Here is a 16,775-nt window from a genome sequence, read left to right as displayed (position 1 = left end):
AATCTTCAATGTTCGTCCAGATCGTGAGCATCGTCTTCCCGGTGTTCACCGTGATCGCGGTCGGCTACCTGTATGGCCGCAAGCACCGTCCCGACATGATCGCCACCAATCAGGTCAATATGGGCATCTTCGTGCCCGCATTGATTTTTTCCGCGCTTGCGGGGAAGTCGGTGGATCTGGCCGACGTGAAGATGATTGCGATCGGCGGCCTGCTCATCGTCCTCGGTTCGGGGCTGCTGGGGTGGCCGATCGCCCGTCGGATGGGCTACGCGCCGAAGACGCTGCTGCCGCCGATGATGTTCAAGAACGCGGGCAACATGGGGCTGCCCCTTACGTTGTTTGCATTCGGGGAGAAAGCGCTTCCCGCCGCAGTCGTCCTGTTCCTGGTCGAAAACGTCCTGCACTTTGCGATCGCCACCTGCTGGCTCGGCCGGAATGCGAAGCTATGGCTCATCTTCCGCGAGCCGGTGGTGCTTGCGGGAATTGCGGGCGTGATGGTCAGTCTTTCGGAGCTTGCGCTGTGGCCCCCGTTTCTGTCGGCGATCAAGATCATTGCGGACGTCTCGACCGGGCTGATGCTGTTCTCGCTCGGTGTCCGGCTGACCACCGCGCCGTTTGCACAGTGGCGTATCGGAGTCGTGGGAGCGGTGGCGACACCGCTCGCCGGAATGCTGATCGCCTATGTTTTCTGCCTTGCATTCGGCTTGTCCGCCCACGAGACGAGCATGCTGCTGATATTCGGCGCGCTGCCGCCCGCCATTCTCAACTTCATGTTCGCCGAGCGTTATTCCCAGGAGCCCGAAAAGGTGGCGGCGATCGTGATTCTCGGCAATCTCTTCGCACCGCTTTCGATTTCACTGGCGCTGGCATTCAGCCTGGCATCCTGACTGCGGCTGGCCACAAGTTGAAGAGGAGGGAGCGGAGCAGGTGCTCCGCTCCCTTCGTATTTTCTTCCGCAACTCGTCCGGGGCCATGCCTGGCCAATGGCATTTACCACTCCACGCAGATCTTGCCGAAATGCTGCCCGCTCTGCTGGTGGGCGAAAGCCGCGGCGAGGTCCGTGTATGAAAACACCTGGTCGATGACCGGCCGCGCCTCCATCAGCTCGAGCGCGCGGACGAAGTCCTGCTGGTCCTGCCGGCTGCCGACGATCAGGCCTTCGATGCGGGCATGTTTGGCGAGCGCCAGCAGGATCGGCAGGTTGGCGTCGATGCCGGACAGCAGGCCGATCATGGCGACGTGGCCGCCGACCTTGAGCGCGGCGAGGGATTGCGCCAGCGTCGCCGGGCCGCCGACCTCGATGACGTGATCGACGCCGAAGCCGCCGGTGAGTTCGAGCGCCTTTTTGCCCCATTCCGGTTCGCGCCGGTAGTTGATCGTCAGGTCGGCGCCGAGCGCGGCCACTTTCGACAGCTTCTCGTCGGACGACGAGGTGGCGATCACGCGCGCGCCCATCGCCTTGGCGAGCTGCAGCGCGGCGATCGAGACGCCACCGGTGCCCTGCACGAGCACGGTGTCGCCGGCCTTCAGCCTGCCGTTGACGACCAGCGCCCGCCATGCGGTGAGGCCCGAGGTGGTGATGGTCGCCGCTTCGCGGTGCGTCCAGCCGCGCGGCGCGCGGGTGAAGGCGCTGGCGGGGCGCACGACGTATTCGCAGGCCATGCCCTGGATGCCGTCGCCCGGGGTGTGCATGAAGCCGCCCACCTGCGGCGTTGCCGGTCCGGCGGGCCAGACCGGGAAGAAGGTCGACACCACCGCGTCGCCGGGCCTGAATTCCGTCACGCCCTCGCCGACTTCTTCCACGGTGCCGGCGCCGTCCGACAGCAGGATGCGGCCGTCCTCGGTGGGAACGGCGGCGCAGGCGACGAGCAGGTCGTGGTAGTTCAGCGAGCCGGCCTTGATCGCGACGCGGATTTCGCCCTTGCCGGGCCGGCCCGGATCGGCGACCTCGGCCGCGGTGATGTTGGCCAGGCCGCCCGGGGACTTGAGCGTGATTGCCTTCATGTCTTCCTCGCAAGCGTGAAGTAAGAAGGCAAGCTTAGCAGCAGAGCATGGCCGTGCACCGCCTGAGCGTCACTCCCAGGCCAGCGCGCCGCCGGTCTGGTATTCGGTGACGCGGGTCTCGAAGAAGTTCTTCTCCTTGCGCAGGTTGGCCTGCTCGTCCAGCCAGGGCAGCACGTTCTCGGCGCCGGGGAAGGGCTCGGCGAGGCCGAGCTGGCGGGCGCGGCGGTTGGCGATGTAGCGGAACTGGCCCATGTGCTGGGTCGCGGAGTAGCCCAGCATCGGCTCGCGCAGCAGGTAGCCGGAATAGGCGGCTTCGGCCGCTTCCGCTTCCTGCCACAGCAGCGAGACTGCCTGGGGATCGAGTTCCAGCTCTTCCTCGGCGATCAGCGTGCGCACGGCGCGGATGCCGAAGGCGCAGTGCAGCACCTCGTCGCGCATGATGTACTGCAGTTGCTCGGCCGTGCCCTTCATCAGCCCGCGCCGCTGCAGCGCGAAGATCGGCGAGAAGCCGTTGTAGAACCAGCAGCCCTCGAAGATCGCGGCGAAGAACAGGTAGGAGAGGGCGAATTCGTGCAGGTTGTCGCGGTTGCGGAGGTCGCAGGCCCCGCCAGGCCCACTATCGGCGCGCATCACCCGCTCCAGGCGGCGGTTGGCGAGCGCGATCTTGCCGTGGATTTCGGGCACGACGCGGTAGCGGTTGTAGATCTCCTGCTGGTCGAGGCCGAGGCTTTCGATGCAGTGCTGGTAGGTCCAGGTGTGCAGGGCTTCTTCATAGACCTGGCGGGCCTGGTAGATCTGCAGCTCGGGCGCGGTCATCTTCTCCATCACCGCCAGGCCGATGTTGCGCATCGCCAGGATGTCCGAGGTCGTGAGATAGGACAGCACGTTCTCGAACAGGTGGCGCTCGGCCGGCGTCAGGCGGTGGTGGTAGTCGTGGACGTCCTGCGCCATCGAGATTTCCAGCGGCGTCCAGTGGTTCTTGTTGGCGTTGAGGAAGAATTCCCAGGCCCACGGATACTTGAAGGGCGCGAGCTGGTTGATGTCGCCCTGGCCGTTGACGATGCGCTTGTCGGGCACGCGCGCCGGCGCCAGTGCGCCCGGCCGCGCCTCGGGCGCGAGCATCGCGGGGTTGCGCGCGGCGTTGGCATCCAGGCCGGGGCGTGGCTCCGGGGCTGCAGCCGTCGCCGCGGTAGCTGCTGCTGTCGTCGTTGTCGCAGCAGCCGATGTGGGTGCCGCACCTGCGGGCGCGGACGACGGCGTGCGCGGAGCGGGCGTGTCCCAATCGTTGAAGTTGAATGCGCTCATTATTGGCAGGCCTCGCAGTCGGGATCGAGGATGGAGCAGGCCCTGGGCGCGGTGCTGCCGTAACTGGCGACCGGCGCGGCTTCCGGCTGGGCTGCGGCGCTGCTGGCGCCGGTGCCGGTCTTCTCCATCGCCGTGGCGCCCAGGGTGCGCAGGTAGTAGGTGGTCTTGAGGCCGCGTTGCCAGGCCAGGCGGTAGAGTTCGTCGAGCTTGCGGCCCGATGCGCCGGCGACGTAGAGGTTCAGCGACTGCGCCTGGTCGATCCACTTCTGGCGGCGCGAGGCGGCTTCGACCAGCCACTCCGGTGCGATCTCGAAGGCGGTGGCGTAGCGCGTCTTGATGTCGGCCGGGATGCGCTCGATCGGCGCCAGCGAGCCGTCGAAATACTTCAGATCGGACGCCATCACCGGGTCCCACAGGCCGAGCGCCTTCAGCTCGCGCACCAGGTGGGCATTGACCACGGTGAATTCGCCCGACAGGTTGGATTTGACGTACAGGTTCTGGTAGTCCGGCTCGATCGAGGCCGACACGCCGACGATGTTGGAGATGGTGGCGGTCGGCGCGATGGCGACGCAGTTGGAGTTGCGCATGCCGTAGCGGGCGATGCGTTCGCGCAGCGGGCCCCAGTCGAGCGAGGACGAGCGATCCACTTCGAGCAGCGCGCCGCCTTCGCCGGCGCGGCCGCGCGCTTCGGCGAGCAGGGCGAGGCTGTCCTGCGGCAGGATGCCGCGATCCCACAGGCTGCCGCGGAAGCTGGAGTAGCGGCCGCGTTCCTCGGCCAGCTCGGTCGAGGCCCAGTAGGCGGCATGGCAGACCTGCTCCATCGAGCGGTCGGCGAATTCGACCGCGGCGTCGGAGGCATAGGCCAGCCCCATCACGTGCAGCGCGTCGGCGAAACCCATGATGCCCATGCCCACCGGGCGGTGGCGCATATTGGCGGCGCGGGCCTTGGGCGTGGCGTAGTAGTTGAGGTCGACGACGTTGTCGAGCAGGCGCATCGCGGTGCGCACGGTGCGCTGCAGCTTGTCGCTGTCGAGTTGCCATTCACCTTCGGCGTTGCGCGCCAGGTGGGCCGGCAGGTTGACCGAGCCGAGGTTGCACACCGCGGTCTCGTCGTCCGAGGTGTTCAGCGTGATCTCGGTGCACAGGTTGGAGCTGTGCACCACGCCGACGTGCTGCTGCGGCGAGCGCAGGTTGCAGGCGTCCTTGAAGGTGATCCAGGGATGGCCGGTCTCGAACAGCATCGTCAGCATCTTGCGCCACAGTTGCACCGCCGGCAGCTTCTTGCTCAGGCGGATCTCGCCGGAGGCGGCGCGCGCTTCGGCGGCGACGTAGGCGGCCTCGAATGCCTGGCCGTACAGGTCGTGCAGCTCGGGCACGTCGGCAGGCGAGAACAGCGTCCATTCGGCGTTGTCGAGCACGCGCTTCATGAACAGGTCCGGAATCCAGTTGGCGGTGTTCATGTCGTGGGTGCGGCGGCGCTCGTCGCCGGTGTTCTTGCGCAGTTCGAGGAATTCCTCGATGTCGAGGTGCCAGGTTTCCAGGTAGGCGCACACCGCGCCCTTGCGCTTGCCGCCCTGGTTGACCGCCACCGCGGTGTCGTTGACCACCTTCAGGAAGGGGATCACGCCCTGGCTCTGGCCGTTGGTGCCCTTGATGCGGCTGCCCAGCGCGCGCACCGGCGTCCAGTCGTTGCCCAGGCCGCCGGCGAACTTCTGCAGCATGGCGTTTTCCTTGATCGACTGGTAGATGCCTTCCAGGCTGTCGGCGACCGTGGTCAGGTAGCACGACGACAGCTGTGAATGGCGGGTGCCGCTGTTGAACAGCGTCGGTGTGCTGCTCATGAAGTCGAAGGAGGACAGCAGCAGGTAGAACTCGATCGCGCGCGCCTCGCGGTCGATCTCGTTCAGCGCCAGGCCCATCGCCACGCGCATGAAGAAGGTCTGCGGCAGTTCGATGCGGCGGCCTTCCACGTGCAGGAAGTAGCGGTCGTACAGCGTCTGCAGGCCGAGGTAGTCGAATTGCAGGTCGCGCTCGGGCTTCAGTGCCGCCGCCAGCCGGCTCAGGTCGAAGTCGGCCAGCCGCGGGTCGAGCAGCTCGGCATCGATGCCGAGCTGGATTGCTTGCGGGAAATAACCGACGTAGCCGCCTGAAGGGGCGGCCATGTCGGCCTGCGAGGCTTCGTGGCCCAGCACCTCGACGCGCACCGCCGACAGCAGCAGACGCGCGGCGACGTGGGTGTAGTCGGGCTCGCGCTCGATCAGCGTGCGCGCGGCCAGCACCAGCGACTGGCGCACGGCGGCGACCGGCACGCCGTCGTAGAGGTTGTGCAGCGCATGTTCGAGCACGGTGTCGGCGGACACGTCGGCCAAGCCTTCGCAAGCTTCGCGGCAGGTCGCCAGCAGCGCGGCGCGGTCGAGCGGACGGCGCTGCTCGCCATCGACGACGTGCAGCACCGGTGCGTCGCCCGCGGTGTCCAGACCGGCGGCCTTCTGCGCGGCGCGTTCGGCGGCGCGGCGCTCGCGGTAGAGCACGTAGGCGCGGGCGACGTCGTGTTCGCCCGAGCGCATCAGCGCCAGTTCGACCTGGTCCTGGATGTCCTCGATGTGCAGCATGCCGCCGTCGGGCAGGCGGCGGGTCAGCGCGCCGACCACGGCTTCGGTCAGGCGGGCGACCAGATCGCGCACGCGCGAGGAGTCCGCGCCCTGGCGGCCCTCGACGGCGAGGAAGGCCTTGCTCATGGCGACGGCGATCTTGCTCGGGTCGAAGGCGACCACCGCGCCGTTGCGGCGGATGACTTCGAAAGCGGCCAGTTGCGGGTCGATGCGATGGAGGGAGTCGGGAAGTCGGTCCACGGGATGTCCTGTCTGAAAAGGAGTGAGAGGAGTGTTCAGGCGCAGGCTGGTTCGGCGTGCGTGCGGGTTTCGGTTCCGGCGGAAAGCGGCAGGGTCAGTGGTGCAGTGAGCTTGCCGCCAAGGCGGCGAAAGCCATGGAGGATGGCCATGTGGTGCACCGCGGGGCTGATGCTGTGGCAGACGACGCAGGCGGCGCCGGACGACTTCGCCAGCTCGATGACGTGGCCGAACAGCCTGTGGCCCAGGCCGCGGCCGCGATGCGCGAGGGTGACGCTGAGGCCGAAGTCGGTTTCGCCGTCGCGGATGCCGACATGGGCGAGGGCGATGATTTCGCCGCTGGCTGCACACAGGCCGTGCAGATGGTCGCGGGCGAAGTCCAGGCGGGCGACGTAGCCGGCGATGCCTTCGTCGCGGATGCCGTAGCCGAAGCGCAGCATGCGGTCGTCGGCGTTCAGCATGAGCAGATGGGCGAGGATGCGCGGCGCGTCGGCCGGAACGAAGCGGGGCAGCGTCTCCATGGCGATGTCCTCGTGGAGACGGCCGCTGCGGACTGTTTCGGCAAGGGATTCAGGTCCGGCGATGTCTGGCATGGCGGCGATCCGGTGCGGGCGGGGCGGATCGCCGGCCGGCGGAGGCGAGCGCCAGCCGTGCGGCAGCGCCGCACGGTGTTGTCGGTCCGTCAGGAAAGCGAGCAAGCGAAATGGTCTGAGCCATGCCTCTTGTCAGGGACACCCCGCCCCAAACTGTTGAAGTGGATGCGCATGGCAGGTCTTCTGGCTCTCGGGTCCTCGTCTTGCGCCAGCCTTCCCGGAATCCATCCAGTGGCATGGGGGGCGCAGGACTCGCCGATTACAGCTGCGGGGGCAGCTCCGGAATTCGCGCGCAGGGGCGCGGCACCGGATTCCCTTTTTCATACCCGCCGACGTCGGCAGGCAACCATGGGCGGGTAGGATTATCTGCCTTCGCCGCCTCGGCGGCAAGGTGGATGCGGACAAGCCGGGCGGGCTTGAATAAATCAGTATTTACTAATATATTCGCGCCCTGAATGCCCGTCCGGTTGTACGCCGGCGGGTGCTTTCCTCGACCCGTTCATCCGAGCTGTTTTCGACGCCATGACCATCGACTGGGCAAACTTCACTCCGGGCACGGCGCTCGCCGGTGGCGCGCTGCTCGGCTTCGCGGCAGTGCTGCTGCTGGTGTTCAACGGCCGCATCGCCGGCATCAGCGGCATTGCGGGCGGCTTGCTGCAAGCTGGCGCGCGCGGCGACAGGGCCTGGCGGCTGGCCTTCGTGCTGGGCCTGGTTGCCGCGCCGGTGCTGTACCGGGTGTTTGCCGCGCTGCCCGAGATCAGCATCGAGGCCGACTGGCTGGTGCTGGTGGTCGCAGGGCTGCTGGTCGGCTTCGGTTCGCGCTACGGCTCGGGCTGCACCAGCGGCCACGGCGTATGCGGCCTGTCGCGGCTGTCGCCGCGTTCGCTGGCGGCGACGCTGACTTTCATGGCGGCCGGCTTTGCCGCGGTGTACGTCGTCCGCCACCTGCTGGCCTGAGAGGGGGTGATGAAAACGATCGTCGCTTTCCTCGTCGGCCTGCTGTTCGGCATCGGCCTGATCGTCGCCGGCATGAGCAACCCGGCCAAGGTGCTGGGTTTCCTCGATCTGGCCGGGGCCTGGGATCCGTCGCTGGCGCTGGTGATGGGCGCTGCGGTGGCGGTGGGCATGGCGGGTTTCGCCGTGGCGCGCAGGCGCAAGGTTTCGCTGCTCGGTGAACCGATGCGGATTCCCGCCGGCCGCGCCATCGACCGTCCGCTGGTGGTCGGCAGTGCGCTGTTCGGCATCGGCTGGGGGCTGGCCGGCATCTGCCCGGGGCCGGCGCTGACGCTGCTGGGCATGGGCGCGCCCAAGGGCGTGGTCTTCGTGCTGGCGATGTTCGCCGGCATGGCGCTGTTCTCGCTGCTTCAGCGCCGGAACTGATCGGTGCCCGCCCGGTGGCGGGCAATGGGTGCCAAGGCGGGCTTCAGGGCGCCAGCCGCTGCCGCTGCCAGCTGCCGTCGTCCTGCAGGCGGTAGGCGATGCGGTCGTGCAGGCGCGATGCGCGGCCCTGCCAGAATTCCCAGTAGTCGGGCACCAAGCGGTAGCCGCCCCAGTGCGGCGGGCGGGGCGGATTGAGGCCGAACTTGAGCCCGTAGTCGGCTGCGCGTGCCACGATCACGCCGCGCCCGTCGATGACCTCGCTCTGCGGCGAGGCCCAGGCGCCGATCCGGCTGCCGAGTGGCCGGCTGGCGAAATAGCGGTCGGATTCCTCGTCCGAAACCTTTTCCACCCGGCCTTCGATGCGCACCACGCGCTCCATCTCCACCCAGTGGAACTGCAGCGCGGCAAAGGGGTGGGCCTCCAGCTCGCGGCCCTTGCGGCTGCGGTAGTTGGTGTACCAGACGATGCCGCGCGCGTCGTAGTCCTTGATCAGCACGATGCGCGTCGACGGGCGGCCGTTTTCGCCCACGGTGGCGACGGTCATCGCGTTGGGTTCGGGTACGCCGCGGGCGAGGGCTTCCGACAGCCAGCTCTCGAATTGCCGCAGGGGTTCGCTGGCCGATTCGTGCTCGTCCAACGCGCCCTGCTCGTAATTCTTGCGCAGGTCCGACAGGGGGATTTGACTGCTCATGCCCGATCTCCGAGCTCGTGAATGAAGCCGGGCCGGCCATGGGGGCCGCCGGAAGGGCGGGATTGTACGCCGGAGCGGGCGTGCCGCCGCCCGAATGCTGGATAATCGCCCCTCTTCAGACCAGACAGGCGCCATCCGGCCGCGCAGGCCGGATGGCATCCACCGCGCATGACTCCTGCCATCGCCGCCTCTTCGCCCGCAGCCGCCGGCCGCGCGCGCCGCCAGTGGCTGCGCTTCGTATTGCCGCTGCTCGCGCTGTCGGTGCTGATCGGTGCCATCGGTGCCGTCGGCTACCGCTATCTGGGCGACGAAATCCGGCGCGAGACGCACCGCACGCTGGCCGTCATCGCCGAACAGAAGCGCCAGCACATCGAAGACTGGCTGCACAAGGCGCAGATCGATGCCGAGCTTTACTTTTCCGGCCATTCGCAGCTCGAAACCCTGTTCGGCCGCTGGCTGGACGGCGGGCGCCGGGACGGCGAGGCGCTGGCGCGCATGCAGGAACTGATGCGGGAAGCGATCGGGGCGCGGGGCTGGGCAGGCGTCGCGCTGATCGACGCCGATGGCGAGCAGGCTTTCGCTGTCGGCGATGCCGACGCCCGGACCCATGCCGAGGCCATCCGCGAGGTGCTGCGGGCACCGCGCGTGGTGCTGGTCGACCTCTATCTGAATGCGCAGGGCGAGGCCCGCTATGGCGTGCTGGCGCCGGTCGGCCGGTCCGGTACGGCGCCGCGCGGCGTGGCCTATCTGACCTGGCGCGCCGACGAGACGCTGTTTCCGATGGTCGAGGCCTGGCCGGTGCCGACTCGATCGGCCGAAACCTATCTGGTGCGCCGGGACGGCGCCGGCGTGCGCTTCCTGACGCCGCTGCGCCACCAGAAGGATGCGGCACTGGTGCTGACCTTGCCGCTGGGCGATGCCGGCGTGCCGGCGGTGCGGGCGGCACAGGGGGAGGCGGGCATCCTCGCCGGCGGGCGCGACTACCGCGGGGTGCCGGTGCTGGCCTATGCCGCCGCGGTCGGCGGCACGCCCTGGCTGATGCTGGCCGAGATTGACGAGCGCGAGGCCTATGCCGGCATCCGCACCATGAGCTGGGCCACCGCGCTGGTGACGGCGCTGGGCCTGCTGCTGGTGTATTCGGCGGGCTACCTGCTGTGGCGGCGCGACCTGCAGCGGCAGGAACTGGCCGCGCTGCATGCGCAGCGCGCCGCCGAGGCGCGTTTCCGCGTGGTCTTCGAACAGGCGCCGCTGGGCGTGGTGCTGCTCGATTCGCTGAGCGGCCGCATTACCGAGGCGAACCAGCGCTTTGCCGACATCGTCGGCCGCAGTCCGGCGGAACTGGCCGGTGTCAGTCCGATTGCGCTCACGCATCCCGACGACATCGAGCAGAGCACGACTCAGCTCGCCCGCCTGACCGCCGGCGAGATTTCCGGCTACAGCCTGATCAAGCGCTATCTGCGTCCCGATGGCTCGGTGGTGTGGGTGAGCCTGAGCTTCGTGCCGGTGCAGGTCGAGAACGAGCAGGCGCCGCGCCATCTCGGCATGGTCGAGGACATCACCGCACGCAAGGAAATGGAAGAGCGGCTGCGCATCAGCGAGGCGCGCCATCGCCAACTGGCGGACGAGGCGGCCGCCGCCAACGCTGCCAAGAGCGAGTTCCTCGCCCACATGAGCCATGAGATCCGCACGCCGATGAACGCGGTGCTCGGCCTCGCCCAGGTGCTGGCGCGCGAGCCGCTGTCGGACAACCAGCGCGACATGGTGGAGCGGATCCGCTGCGCCGGCCAGTCGCTGCTCGCCATCCTCAACGACGTGCTCGATCTGTCGAAGATCGAGGCCGGCCAGTTGCGCATCGAGCCGCGCGCCTTCGATCTCGCCGCGCTGCTGGCGAACCTGGACAGCCTGATGGGCCTGGAAGCGCACCGCAAGGGGCTGGCGCTGCGGGTGCAGATGCCCTCGCCGCCGCCCGGCCTGCTGCGGGGCGATGGCCTGAGGCTGGAGCAGGTGCTGTTCAACCTGGTCGGCAATGCGGTCAAGTTCCACCGAGCGCGGCGAAGTCGCGCTGAAGGTGGGCGTGCTCGAGGCCGATGCGGAACGGCTGCGTCTGCGCTTCGAAGTGCGCGACACCGGCATCGGCATCGCCCCCGAGGCGATCGGGCGGCTGTTCGCGCCGTTCAGCCAGGCCGACGCCGGCATCGGGCGGCGCTTCGGCGGCACCGGCCTGGGGCTGTCGATCTGCAAGCGCCTGGTCGAACTGATGGGCGGTACGCTCGGCGTCGATAGCCAGCCGGGCATCGGCAGCACCTTCTGGTTCGAACTGCCGCTGCAGCGGGCGGCCGAAGGCGAAGCGCCGGCATCCGACGGGACACGGCCGATGCCGTCCACCGGACCGCGCTTGCAGGGTGCGCACGTGCTGGTGGTGGACGACAGCGCGATGAACCGTGACCTGGCCGAGCGGGCGCTGGCGCTGGAGGGCGCCACCGCCACGCTGGCCGCCGACGGCCAGCAGGCGCTGCAGTTGCTGCAGGCCCGGCCCGATGGTTTCGACGCGGTGCTGATGGACGTGCAGATGCCGGTGCTGGACGGCCTCAGCGCGATGCGCGCGATCCGGGGCGAGCTGGGCCTCGGTGCTCTGCCGCTGATTGCCTTCACCGCCGGCGTCAACGATGCGCAGCAGGCGGCGGCGCTCGACGCCGGCGCCGACGATGTCCTGGCCAAGCCGATGGACCTGGATGAGATGGCGCTGCTGCTGGCGCGCTGGATCGGCCCGAAGCCGGCTCGAACGGGGGCGGCCTGCCCGTCCCCCGGTGGGCGCCCGCTGCCGGAGCCTGCGGTGGGGGAGGCCGACATGGACGTGGCTGCGGAAGCCTTCCCTGCCATTCCGGGCATCGACCGCGAACGTGCCGCGCAGCGCCTGGGACGCGACCGGTCGGTGTTCATCGGCCTGCTCGAACTCTTCATCGAGGACAATGCCGACGCCGCTGAACGGGCGCGCCGGGAACTGGCCGCGGGCGAACGCGAGGCCGCCGCCCGGCGCATGCACACGCTGCGCAGCAATGCCGGCTTCATCTGTGCGATGGAGCTGATGGAGGACGCGGGGGCGCTGGAGAAGGCGATCGAGCGGGGCGACGAGCCCGACGTCGATGCACGGCTGGCGGCACTGGGCGAACGCATCGCGGCGCTGATCGAGGCCTGCGCGCCCTGGCGCTGAACCCGTTGGCCGCCGGAGCGCCGACCGGTACGCATCCGGGGGCGACTCGCGGATAATGGCCGTCCCCGACCCATTTTCTTCCCAGCAGGAGCCGACCATGGAAAAGATCGTCTTTCTCGACCGCGACACGCTGGCACCGCAGATCCGCGTGCGCCGCCCCGGCTTCGCCCACGACTACGTGGAACATGCGCGCACGACGCCCGCCGAACTCGCCGAGCGCCTGAACGGGGCGACGATCGCGATCACCAACAAGGTGCCGCTGCCCGGCGAGGTGCTCGAGCAACTGCCCTCGCTGCGCATGGTCGCGGTGGCGGCGACCGGCACCGACCAGGTCGACAAGGCTGCCTGCCAGCGCCTCGGCATCGCGGTGGCGAACATCCGCGGCTACTCGGTGAATTCGGTGCCCGAGCACACTTTCGCGCTGCTGCTGGCGCTGCGGCGCAACCTGGTGGCCTACCGCGACGACGTGCTGGCGGGGGAATGGCAGAAATCCGGCCAGTTCTGCTTCTTCAACCACCCGATCCACGACCTCAACGGTGCCCGCCTGGGCATCATCGGCGAAGGCGACCTGGGCCAGCGCGTCGCCGGCATCGCGCGCGCCTTCGGCATGCAGCCGCTGTTCGCCGCCCGCAAGGGCAGGACGGGCCACGGCAGGCTGTACACGTCGTGGGAGGAAGTGCTGGCGAGCAGCGACATCATCACGCTGCACTGCCCGCTGACACCGGCGACGCGCGGCATGATCGGGCTTGAGGAGTTCCGCGCGATGAGGCGCAAGCCGCTGCTGATCAACACCGCGCGCGGCGGCCTGGTGGACGAGCACGCGCTGGCGCAGGCGCTGGACGAAGGCCTGATCAGCGGCGCGGGTTTCGACGTCGCCGACGGCGAACCGCCGGCGGCGGACAGCCCGATGATGCAGATCGCCGGCCGTCCCAACGTGATCCTGACCCCGCACGTGGCCTGGGCATCGGACGAGGCGCAGCAGACGCTGGCCGACCAGTTGATCGACAACATCGAGAACTTCGTCGCCGGCAAGCCGAGCAACCTGGTGCAGGCAGTCTGAGCGCCTGCCGCGTCCCCGCCCGGCGCCGCGACTCCCGAAAGTCGATCCTCGGCGGCGGATGCGGCTGCGGGATTTCAGCGCTCGTCGTCGGGGGAGCCGTGGCCGGCGGCCGTGTCGCCGGCAAAGAAGCGTCCGCTCAGTTCTTCCAGGCCGAGCATCTGCAGCATCTCGCGCAGGCGCGCGGCGGCACGGGGCTGGGGAGAGCCCTTGCGGCTGGCGATGATCAACTCGTTCTTCATCGAGTGCTCCCAGCCCACCAGTTCGGTGACGCTGAGCTGGTAGCCGTGCGATTCGAGCTGCAGGCAGCGCAGCACGTTGGTGGCGTGGCTGCCGAACTCGCGCGTGTGGATGGGGTGGCGCCAGAGTTCTGCAAGCGGGTTCCGCAGCGCCTGCTGCTTGTTCCTGCGCAGCACGGCGGCGACTTCGGCCTGGCAGCAGGGCACCAGCACGATGAAGCGGGCCTGCTTTTCCAGCGCGAAGCGGATCGCGTCGTCGGTGGCGGTGTTGCAGGCGTGCAGCGCGGTGACGATGTCGATCCGGCCGGGCAGGCGCTCCGAGCCGATCGATTCGGCCACGCTCAGGTTGTGGAAGCGCATGCCGCCGGAAAAGCCCAGCTTGTCGGCCAGCCGGCGCGAGCTCATGACCAGTTCGTCGCGCGTCTCGATGCCGTGGATGCGGCCGGCCGGCGCGTGCTGCTTGAAGAACAGGTCGTACAGGATGAAGCCGAGGTAGGACTTGCCCGCGCCGTGGTCGACGAGCTGGATGTCGGGCCGCTCGACCAGCGCTTCGGTAAGCAGCGGCTCGATGAACTGGTACAGGTGATAGACCTGCTTGAGCTTGCGCCGGCTGTCCTGGTTCAGCTTGCCGTCGCGGGTCAGGATGTGGAGCTGCTTGAGCAGTTCGATCGACTGTTCCGGGCGGATTTCGGGGTGTTGGACGCTCATGGGCGGACTGGGGCGGTCGAGACGGTGGATGGGAAGGGATTATGCCCCCGACGATGGCGGCGGTACCGCGGGGTATGGGTTATAAATGGGGCCCGCAACCAGATCGATGCAATCTACCGAGGAGATGCCGCCGATGTCTGAACACGAGCAAGCCAGTACCGTCCGTCTCGAGCGCGAAGGAAGCATTGCCTTCATCACCCTCGATCGCCCGGCCTCGCGCAACAGCCTGGATCTGCCGATGGGGCGTGCGTTGCGTGACGCGGCGCGGGCGCTGGCTGCCGAGCCGCCGCGGGTGGCCGTGCTGCGCAGCAGCAGCGCGCACTTCATGGTCGGCGGCGACGTTCGCCGCTTCGATAGCTTGCTCGAGCAGTCGCAGGCGGCCTGCGCCGAGGAGATCGGCCAACTGATCGATGCCGTGCATGAGACCGTCACTCTCCTGACCCGGCTGCCCTGCCCGGTGCTGGGGCTGGTGGGCGGCTCCGCGGCAGGCTTCGGCATGTCGCTGGCCATGGCCTGCGATCTGCTGGTGGCGGCCGAGGATGCGCGCTTCGTGCTGGCCTACAGCGCCATCGGCACCACGCCGGACGGTGGCGCGAGCTGGCATCTGCCGCGCCGCGTCGGCCTGCAGCGCGCGCTGGCGATCGCGCTGCTGAATCCTCAGGTCGATGCGGCGCAGGCGAAGGAGATCGGCCTGGCGGCCGAAGTGGTGCCGGTGGCGCAACTGGCCGAGGCCGGGCTGGCGCTGGCGCGCCGGCTGGCCGAAGGGCCGGCCGCGGCCCAGGCCGGCATCAAGCGCCTGCTGCGCGAAGGGCTCGACACCGACCTGGCGACGGCGCTCGATGCCGAGAAGGCGAGCTTCCTGGCGATGTCGGCGACGCCGGATTTCGCCGAGGGCGTGCGCGCCTTCTGCGAGCGCCGGCCGGCGAATTTCGGCCGGACTCCCGGCTGAGGATGTTCAGCCGCGCCTGCCGGGTGGGTTTGCGCCCGGCACGGATGGCTTCGAATTTCGGCCCCGAGACATCGCTTCATGGCTGCCCGCGGCCAAGGCCGGGGACGCGCCGCAGTCTGCTCACTGCCTGATGTCGCTCCATTCGGCCGCGGTCAGTGCCTGCAGTTGCGCCGGACTCAGCGGGAACACCGAGAAAGGCGTGCCGGCGGCGGCCCACAGCCGGGTGAAGCGCTGCAGCTCCGTGTCGAGCAGCAGCTTCACCGGCCGGGCATGGCCGACCGGCGAGACGCCGCCGATGGCGTAGCCGGTGGCTTTGCGCACGAAATCGGCGTCGGCGCGGCCGATCTTCTCGCCGACCAGGGCCGCGACCTTGGCTTCGCTGACGCGGTTGTCGCCGCTGGCGACGACGACGACTGCCTGGCCACTTTCCTTGCCGCGGAACACCACCGACTTGGCGATCTCGGCCACGCTGCAGCCGATCGCCGCGGCGGCTTCGGCGCTGCTGCGGGTGGGCTGCTCGAATTCGACGACCTGCGTCGTCACGCCGGCATCGGCGAGGTATTGCTGGGTGCGGAGGGCTGTGGGGTGCTGGGCGGGCTTCATGTAATGCGCAGGGAGTGATTGGCGAAAGCGTGCAAGGATAAGGCGAAACGCCACGCCTTTCAGCCGCCTGGCCGATCGGCGTGCGCCGCATCCTGCTTTTGCGCGTCCGGCCGGCGTTCTCGATCGCCCAGGTCGGAATCCTCGATCCATTCGCGCCACACGGCCATCAGCACCGCCAGCACCACCGGCCCGAGGAACAGGCCGACGAGGCCGAAGGCGGCGAGGCCGCCGAGCACGCCGAACATCACCAGCACGAAGGGGATGCGGGTGGCGTTGCTGATCACCAGCGGGCGCACCAGGTTGTCGACCCAGCTCACCACCAGCGCGCCCCACAGCAGCAGGCCGATGCCGGCCACGGTGTCGCCGCTGATCAGCAGCCAGACGCCGATCGAACCCCATGCGACCGGCGTGCCGAAGGGAATCATCGCGATCAGCGCGGTGACCGCGCCGAGCAGCACCGGCGCCGACACCCCCGCCCACCAGTAGCCCAGGCCGGCGACGAAGCCCTGTGCCAGCGCGGTGGCGACCAGGCCCCAGACGACCGCCTTGGTCATCGAACCCACCGCCGCCAGGTAGTCGTCCACCCGTGCGCCGAGGAAGCGCTGCAGCACCTGATGCACCTGCTGCAACAGGCGTTCGCCGTCGCGATAGAGGAAGAATACGGTGATCAGCGCGAAGCCGAGCTTGGCCGCGTTGCGGCCAACGTCGCCGATCAGCGCCACGGCCTTGTCGGCGCCCTGGCGCACCCAGTCGGTCAACTGGGTGCGAAAAGCTTCGGGATCGTGCGTCAGCTCGTCGAGCATCTGCTGGAGACTGTCGCCGATCCACGGCAGGTTGAGGACGAAGTCGGGCAGGGCCAGCGTGCCGTGGCGGATTTCGGCGGTGATGGCGGCGATCGCCAGCCCGAGTTCGTTGCGCAGCAGGCTGGCCAGCCACAATACCGGCAGCACCACCGCGGTGCTCAGCAGCAGGCTCATCAACAGCGCGGCCAGGGCCGGCCGGCGCGGCATGCGCCGCTGCAGCCGGCGGTGCAGCGGCCAGGTCGCGTAGGCGATGATCACCGCCCAGGCGACCGGCACGATGAAGGGCTGCAGTACCGCATAACCGAGCACCAGCAGCCCGCCGAGCAGCAGGCCGAGGATGATGCGGCGGACGATTTTCTCGGCGACCTGGTCGATCATCTGGA

At 68.8% G+C, this 16,775-nt stretch carries 14 protein-coding genes, 1 pseudogene and 1 riboswitch; of the genes and pseudogenes, 7 read left to right on the top strand and 8 right to left on the bottom strand.

The features are described from left to right. The first annotated feature begins 8 nt into the window (after window positions 1–8). Window positions 9–887, top strand: coding sequence for an AEC family transporter (locus tag AAFL97_RS17715; RefSeq protein WP_341646026.1), 879 nt, complete (start codon window positions 9–11; stop codon window positions 885–887). Between the two features lie 103 nt (window positions 888–990). Here the strand turns inward: AAFL97_RS17715 and AAFL97_RS17710 are convergent, their stop codons facing one another. The 4 genes from AAFL97_RS17710 to AAFL97_RS17695 all read right to left on the bottom strand — a co-directional run bounded on the left by AAFL97_RS17710 (window position 991) and on the right by AAFL97_RS17695 (window position 6,751). Further along, window positions 991–2,004 (bottom strand): zinc-dependent alcohol dehydrogenase family protein, encoded by a 1,014-nt coding sequence (locus AAFL97_RS17710; RefSeq protein ID WP_341646025.1) that lies wholly within the window; start codon window positions 2,002–2,004, stop codon window positions 991–993. Window positions 2,005–2,073: 69 nt separating this feature from the next. Then, entirely contained in the window at window positions 2,074–3,309 is a 1,236-nt protein-coding gene (locus AAFL97_RS17705; protein ID WP_341646024.1) for a ribonucleotide-diphosphate reductase subunit beta, read from the bottom strand. Further along, window positions 3,309–6,161: a ribonucleoside-diphosphate reductase subunit alpha gene (locus AAFL97_RS17700; RefSeq protein WP_341646023.1), complete on the bottom strand. Its 2,853-nt coding sequence runs from the start codon at window positions 6,159–6,161 to the stop codon at window positions 3,309–3,311. Before AAFL97_RS17700 ends, AAFL97_RS17705 begins: the two co-directional genes overlap by 1 nt. Window positions 6,162–6,196: 35 nt before the next feature. Continuing rightward, window positions 6,197–6,751 (bottom strand): GNAT family N-acetyltransferase, encoded by a 555-nt coding sequence (locus tag AAFL97_RS17695; RefSeq protein WP_341646022.1) that lies wholly within the window; start codon window positions 6,749–6,751, stop codon window positions 6,197–6,199. A 156-nt stretch (window positions 6,752–6,907) separates the two neighbouring features. Continuing rightward, window positions 6,908–7,117, bottom strand: a riboswitch (cobalamin riboswitch). Window positions 7,118–7,273: 156 nt separating this feature from the next. Between AAFL97_RS17695 and AAFL97_RS17690 the strand changes: the two genes are divergently transcribed. Together AAFL97_RS17690 and AAFL97_RS17685 are read left to right on the top strand one after the other, a co-directional pair. Beyond that, entirely contained in the window at window positions 7,274–7,708 is a 435-nt protein-coding gene (locus tag AAFL97_RS17690) for a YeeE/YedE family protein (RefSeq protein ID WP_341646021.1), read from the top strand. A 9-nt stretch (window positions 7,709–7,717) separates the two neighbouring features. Further along, a complete protein-coding gene (locus AAFL97_RS17685; protein ID WP_341646020.1) occupies window positions 7,718–8,131 on the top strand; it encodes a DUF6691 family protein in 414 nt (137 codons plus the stop codon). Between the two features lie 43 nt (window positions 8,132–8,174). On the opposite strand, the gene pdxH is transcribed toward AAFL97_RS17685, so the two are convergent. Beyond that, window positions 8,175–8,822: a pyridoxamine 5'-phosphate oxidase gene (pdxH, locus tag AAFL97_RS17680; RefSeq protein WP_341646019.1), complete on the bottom strand. Its 648-nt coding sequence runs from the start codon at window positions 8,820–8,822 to the stop codon at window positions 8,175–8,177. Between the two features lie 168 nt (window positions 8,823–8,990). Between pdxH and AAFL97_RS17675 the strand changes: the two are divergent. The 3 genes and pseudogenes from AAFL97_RS17675 to AAFL97_RS17665 form a co-directional block, all read left to right on the top strand. After that, a pseudogene (locus AAFL97_RS17675) lies at window positions 8,991–10,604 on the top strand (PAS domain S-box protein); the annotation flags it as partial. Window positions 10,605–10,896: 292 nt separating this feature from the next. Continuing rightward, window positions 10,897–12,033 carry an ATP-binding protein gene (locus tag AAFL97_RS17670; protein WP_341646018.1) on the top strand — a complete coding sequence of 379 codons (1,137 nt, stop codon included), beginning with the start codon at window positions 10,897–10,899 and terminating at the stop codon, window positions 12,031–12,033. A 97-nt stretch (window positions 12,034–12,130) separates the two neighbouring features. Then, a complete protein-coding gene (locus AAFL97_RS17665; RefSeq protein WP_341646017.1) occupies window positions 12,131–13,093 on the top strand; it encodes a D-2-hydroxyacid dehydrogenase in 963 nt (320 codons plus the stop codon). A 74-nt stretch (window positions 13,094–13,167) separates the two neighbouring features. Here the strand turns inward: AAFL97_RS17665 and AAFL97_RS17660 are convergent, their stop codons facing one another. Then, window positions 13,168–14,037, bottom strand: coding sequence for a class I SAM-dependent methyltransferase (locus tag AAFL97_RS17660; protein ID WP_341646016.1), 870 nt, complete (start codon window positions 14,035–14,037; stop codon window positions 13,168–13,170). A gap of 133 nt (window positions 14,038–14,170) precedes the next feature. On the opposite strand from AAFL97_RS17660, the gene AAFL97_RS17655 reads away from it, so the two are divergent. Continuing rightward, the gene (locus AAFL97_RS17655) at window positions 14,171–14,986 is read left to right on the top strand and encodes an enoyl-CoA hydratase/isomerase family protein (protein WP_341646015.1); all 816 of its coding nucleotides are present in this window, start codon (window positions 14,171–14,173) and stop codon (window positions 14,984–14,986) included. Between the two features lie 120 nt (window positions 14,987–15,106). Here AAFL97_RS17655 and AAFL97_RS17650 read toward each other — a convergent pair whose 3' ends face one another. Then, on the bottom strand, window positions 15,107–15,589 hold the full coding sequence (locus AAFL97_RS17650) for a YbaK/EbsC family protein (protein WP_341646014.1): 483 nt from the start codon (window positions 15,587–15,589) through the stop codon (window positions 15,107–15,109). 59 nt (window positions 15,590–15,648) lie between these two features. Further along, window positions 15,649–16,770, bottom strand: coding sequence for an AI-2E family transporter (locus tag AAFL97_RS17645; protein ID WP_341646013.1), 1,122 nt, complete (start codon window positions 16,768–16,770; stop codon window positions 15,649–15,651). Between the last annotated feature and the right edge of the window lie 5 nt (window positions 16,771–16,775).

This window comes from Thauera sp. SDU_THAU2, from assembly GCF_038260575.1.
In the GTDB taxonomy this organism is placed as follows: domain Bacteria; phylum Pseudomonadota; class Gammaproteobacteria; order Burkholderiales; family Rhodocyclaceae; genus Thauera.
The sequence above is the reverse complement of the archived record's forward strand: the minus strand, read 5'-3'. Positions and strand labels throughout refer to the sequence as shown.

Bases quoted from the DNA above. Each gene is read 5' to 3' on its own strand.
- pdxH (WP_341646019.1), bottom strand. From the start codon at position 8,822: ATGAGCAGTCAAATCCCCCTGTCGGACCTGCGCAAGAATTACGAGCAG.
- AAFL97_RS17690 (WP_341646021.1), top strand. From the start codon at position 7,274: ATGACCATCGACTGGGCAAACTTCACTCCGGGCACGGCGCTCGCCGGT.
- AAFL97_RS17710 (WP_341646025.1), bottom strand. From the start codon at position 2,004: ATGAAGGCAATCACGCTCAAGTCCCCGGGCGGCCTGGCCAACATCACC.
- AAFL97_RS17715 (WP_341646026.1), top strand. From the start codon at position 9: ATGTTCGTCCAGATCGTGAGCATCGTCTTCCCGGTGTTCACCGTGATC.
- AAFL97_RS17660 (WP_341646016.1), bottom strand. From the start codon at position 14,037: ATGAGCGTCCAACACCCCGAAATCCGCCCGGAACAGTCGATCGAACTG.
- AAFL97_RS17705 (WP_341646024.1), bottom strand. From the start codon at position 3,309: ATGAGCGCATTCAACTTCAACGATTGGGACACGCCCGCTCCGCGCACG.
- AAFL97_RS17695 (WP_341646022.1), bottom strand. From the start codon at position 6,751: ATGCCAGACATCGCCGGACCTGAATCCCTTGCCGAAACAGTCCGCAGC.
- AAFL97_RS17685 (WP_341646020.1), top strand. From the start codon at position 7,718: ATGAAAACGATCGTCGCTTTCCTCGTCGGCCTGCTGTTCGGCATCGGC.
- AAFL97_RS17645 (WP_341646013.1), bottom strand. From the start codon at position 16,770: ATGATCGACCAGGTCGCCGAGAAAATCGTCCGCCGCATCATCCTCGGC.
- AAFL97_RS17655 (WP_341646015.1), top strand. From the start codon at position 14,171: ATGTCTGAACACGAGCAAGCCAGTACCGTCCGTCTCGAGCGCGAAGGA.
- AAFL97_RS17650 (WP_341646014.1), bottom strand. From the start codon at position 15,589: ATGAAGCCCGCCCAGCACCCCACAGCCCTCCGCACCCAGCAATACCTC.
- AAFL97_RS17665 (WP_341646017.1), top strand. From the start codon at position 12,131: ATGGAAAAGATCGTCTTTCTCGACCGCGACACGCTGGCACCGCAGATC.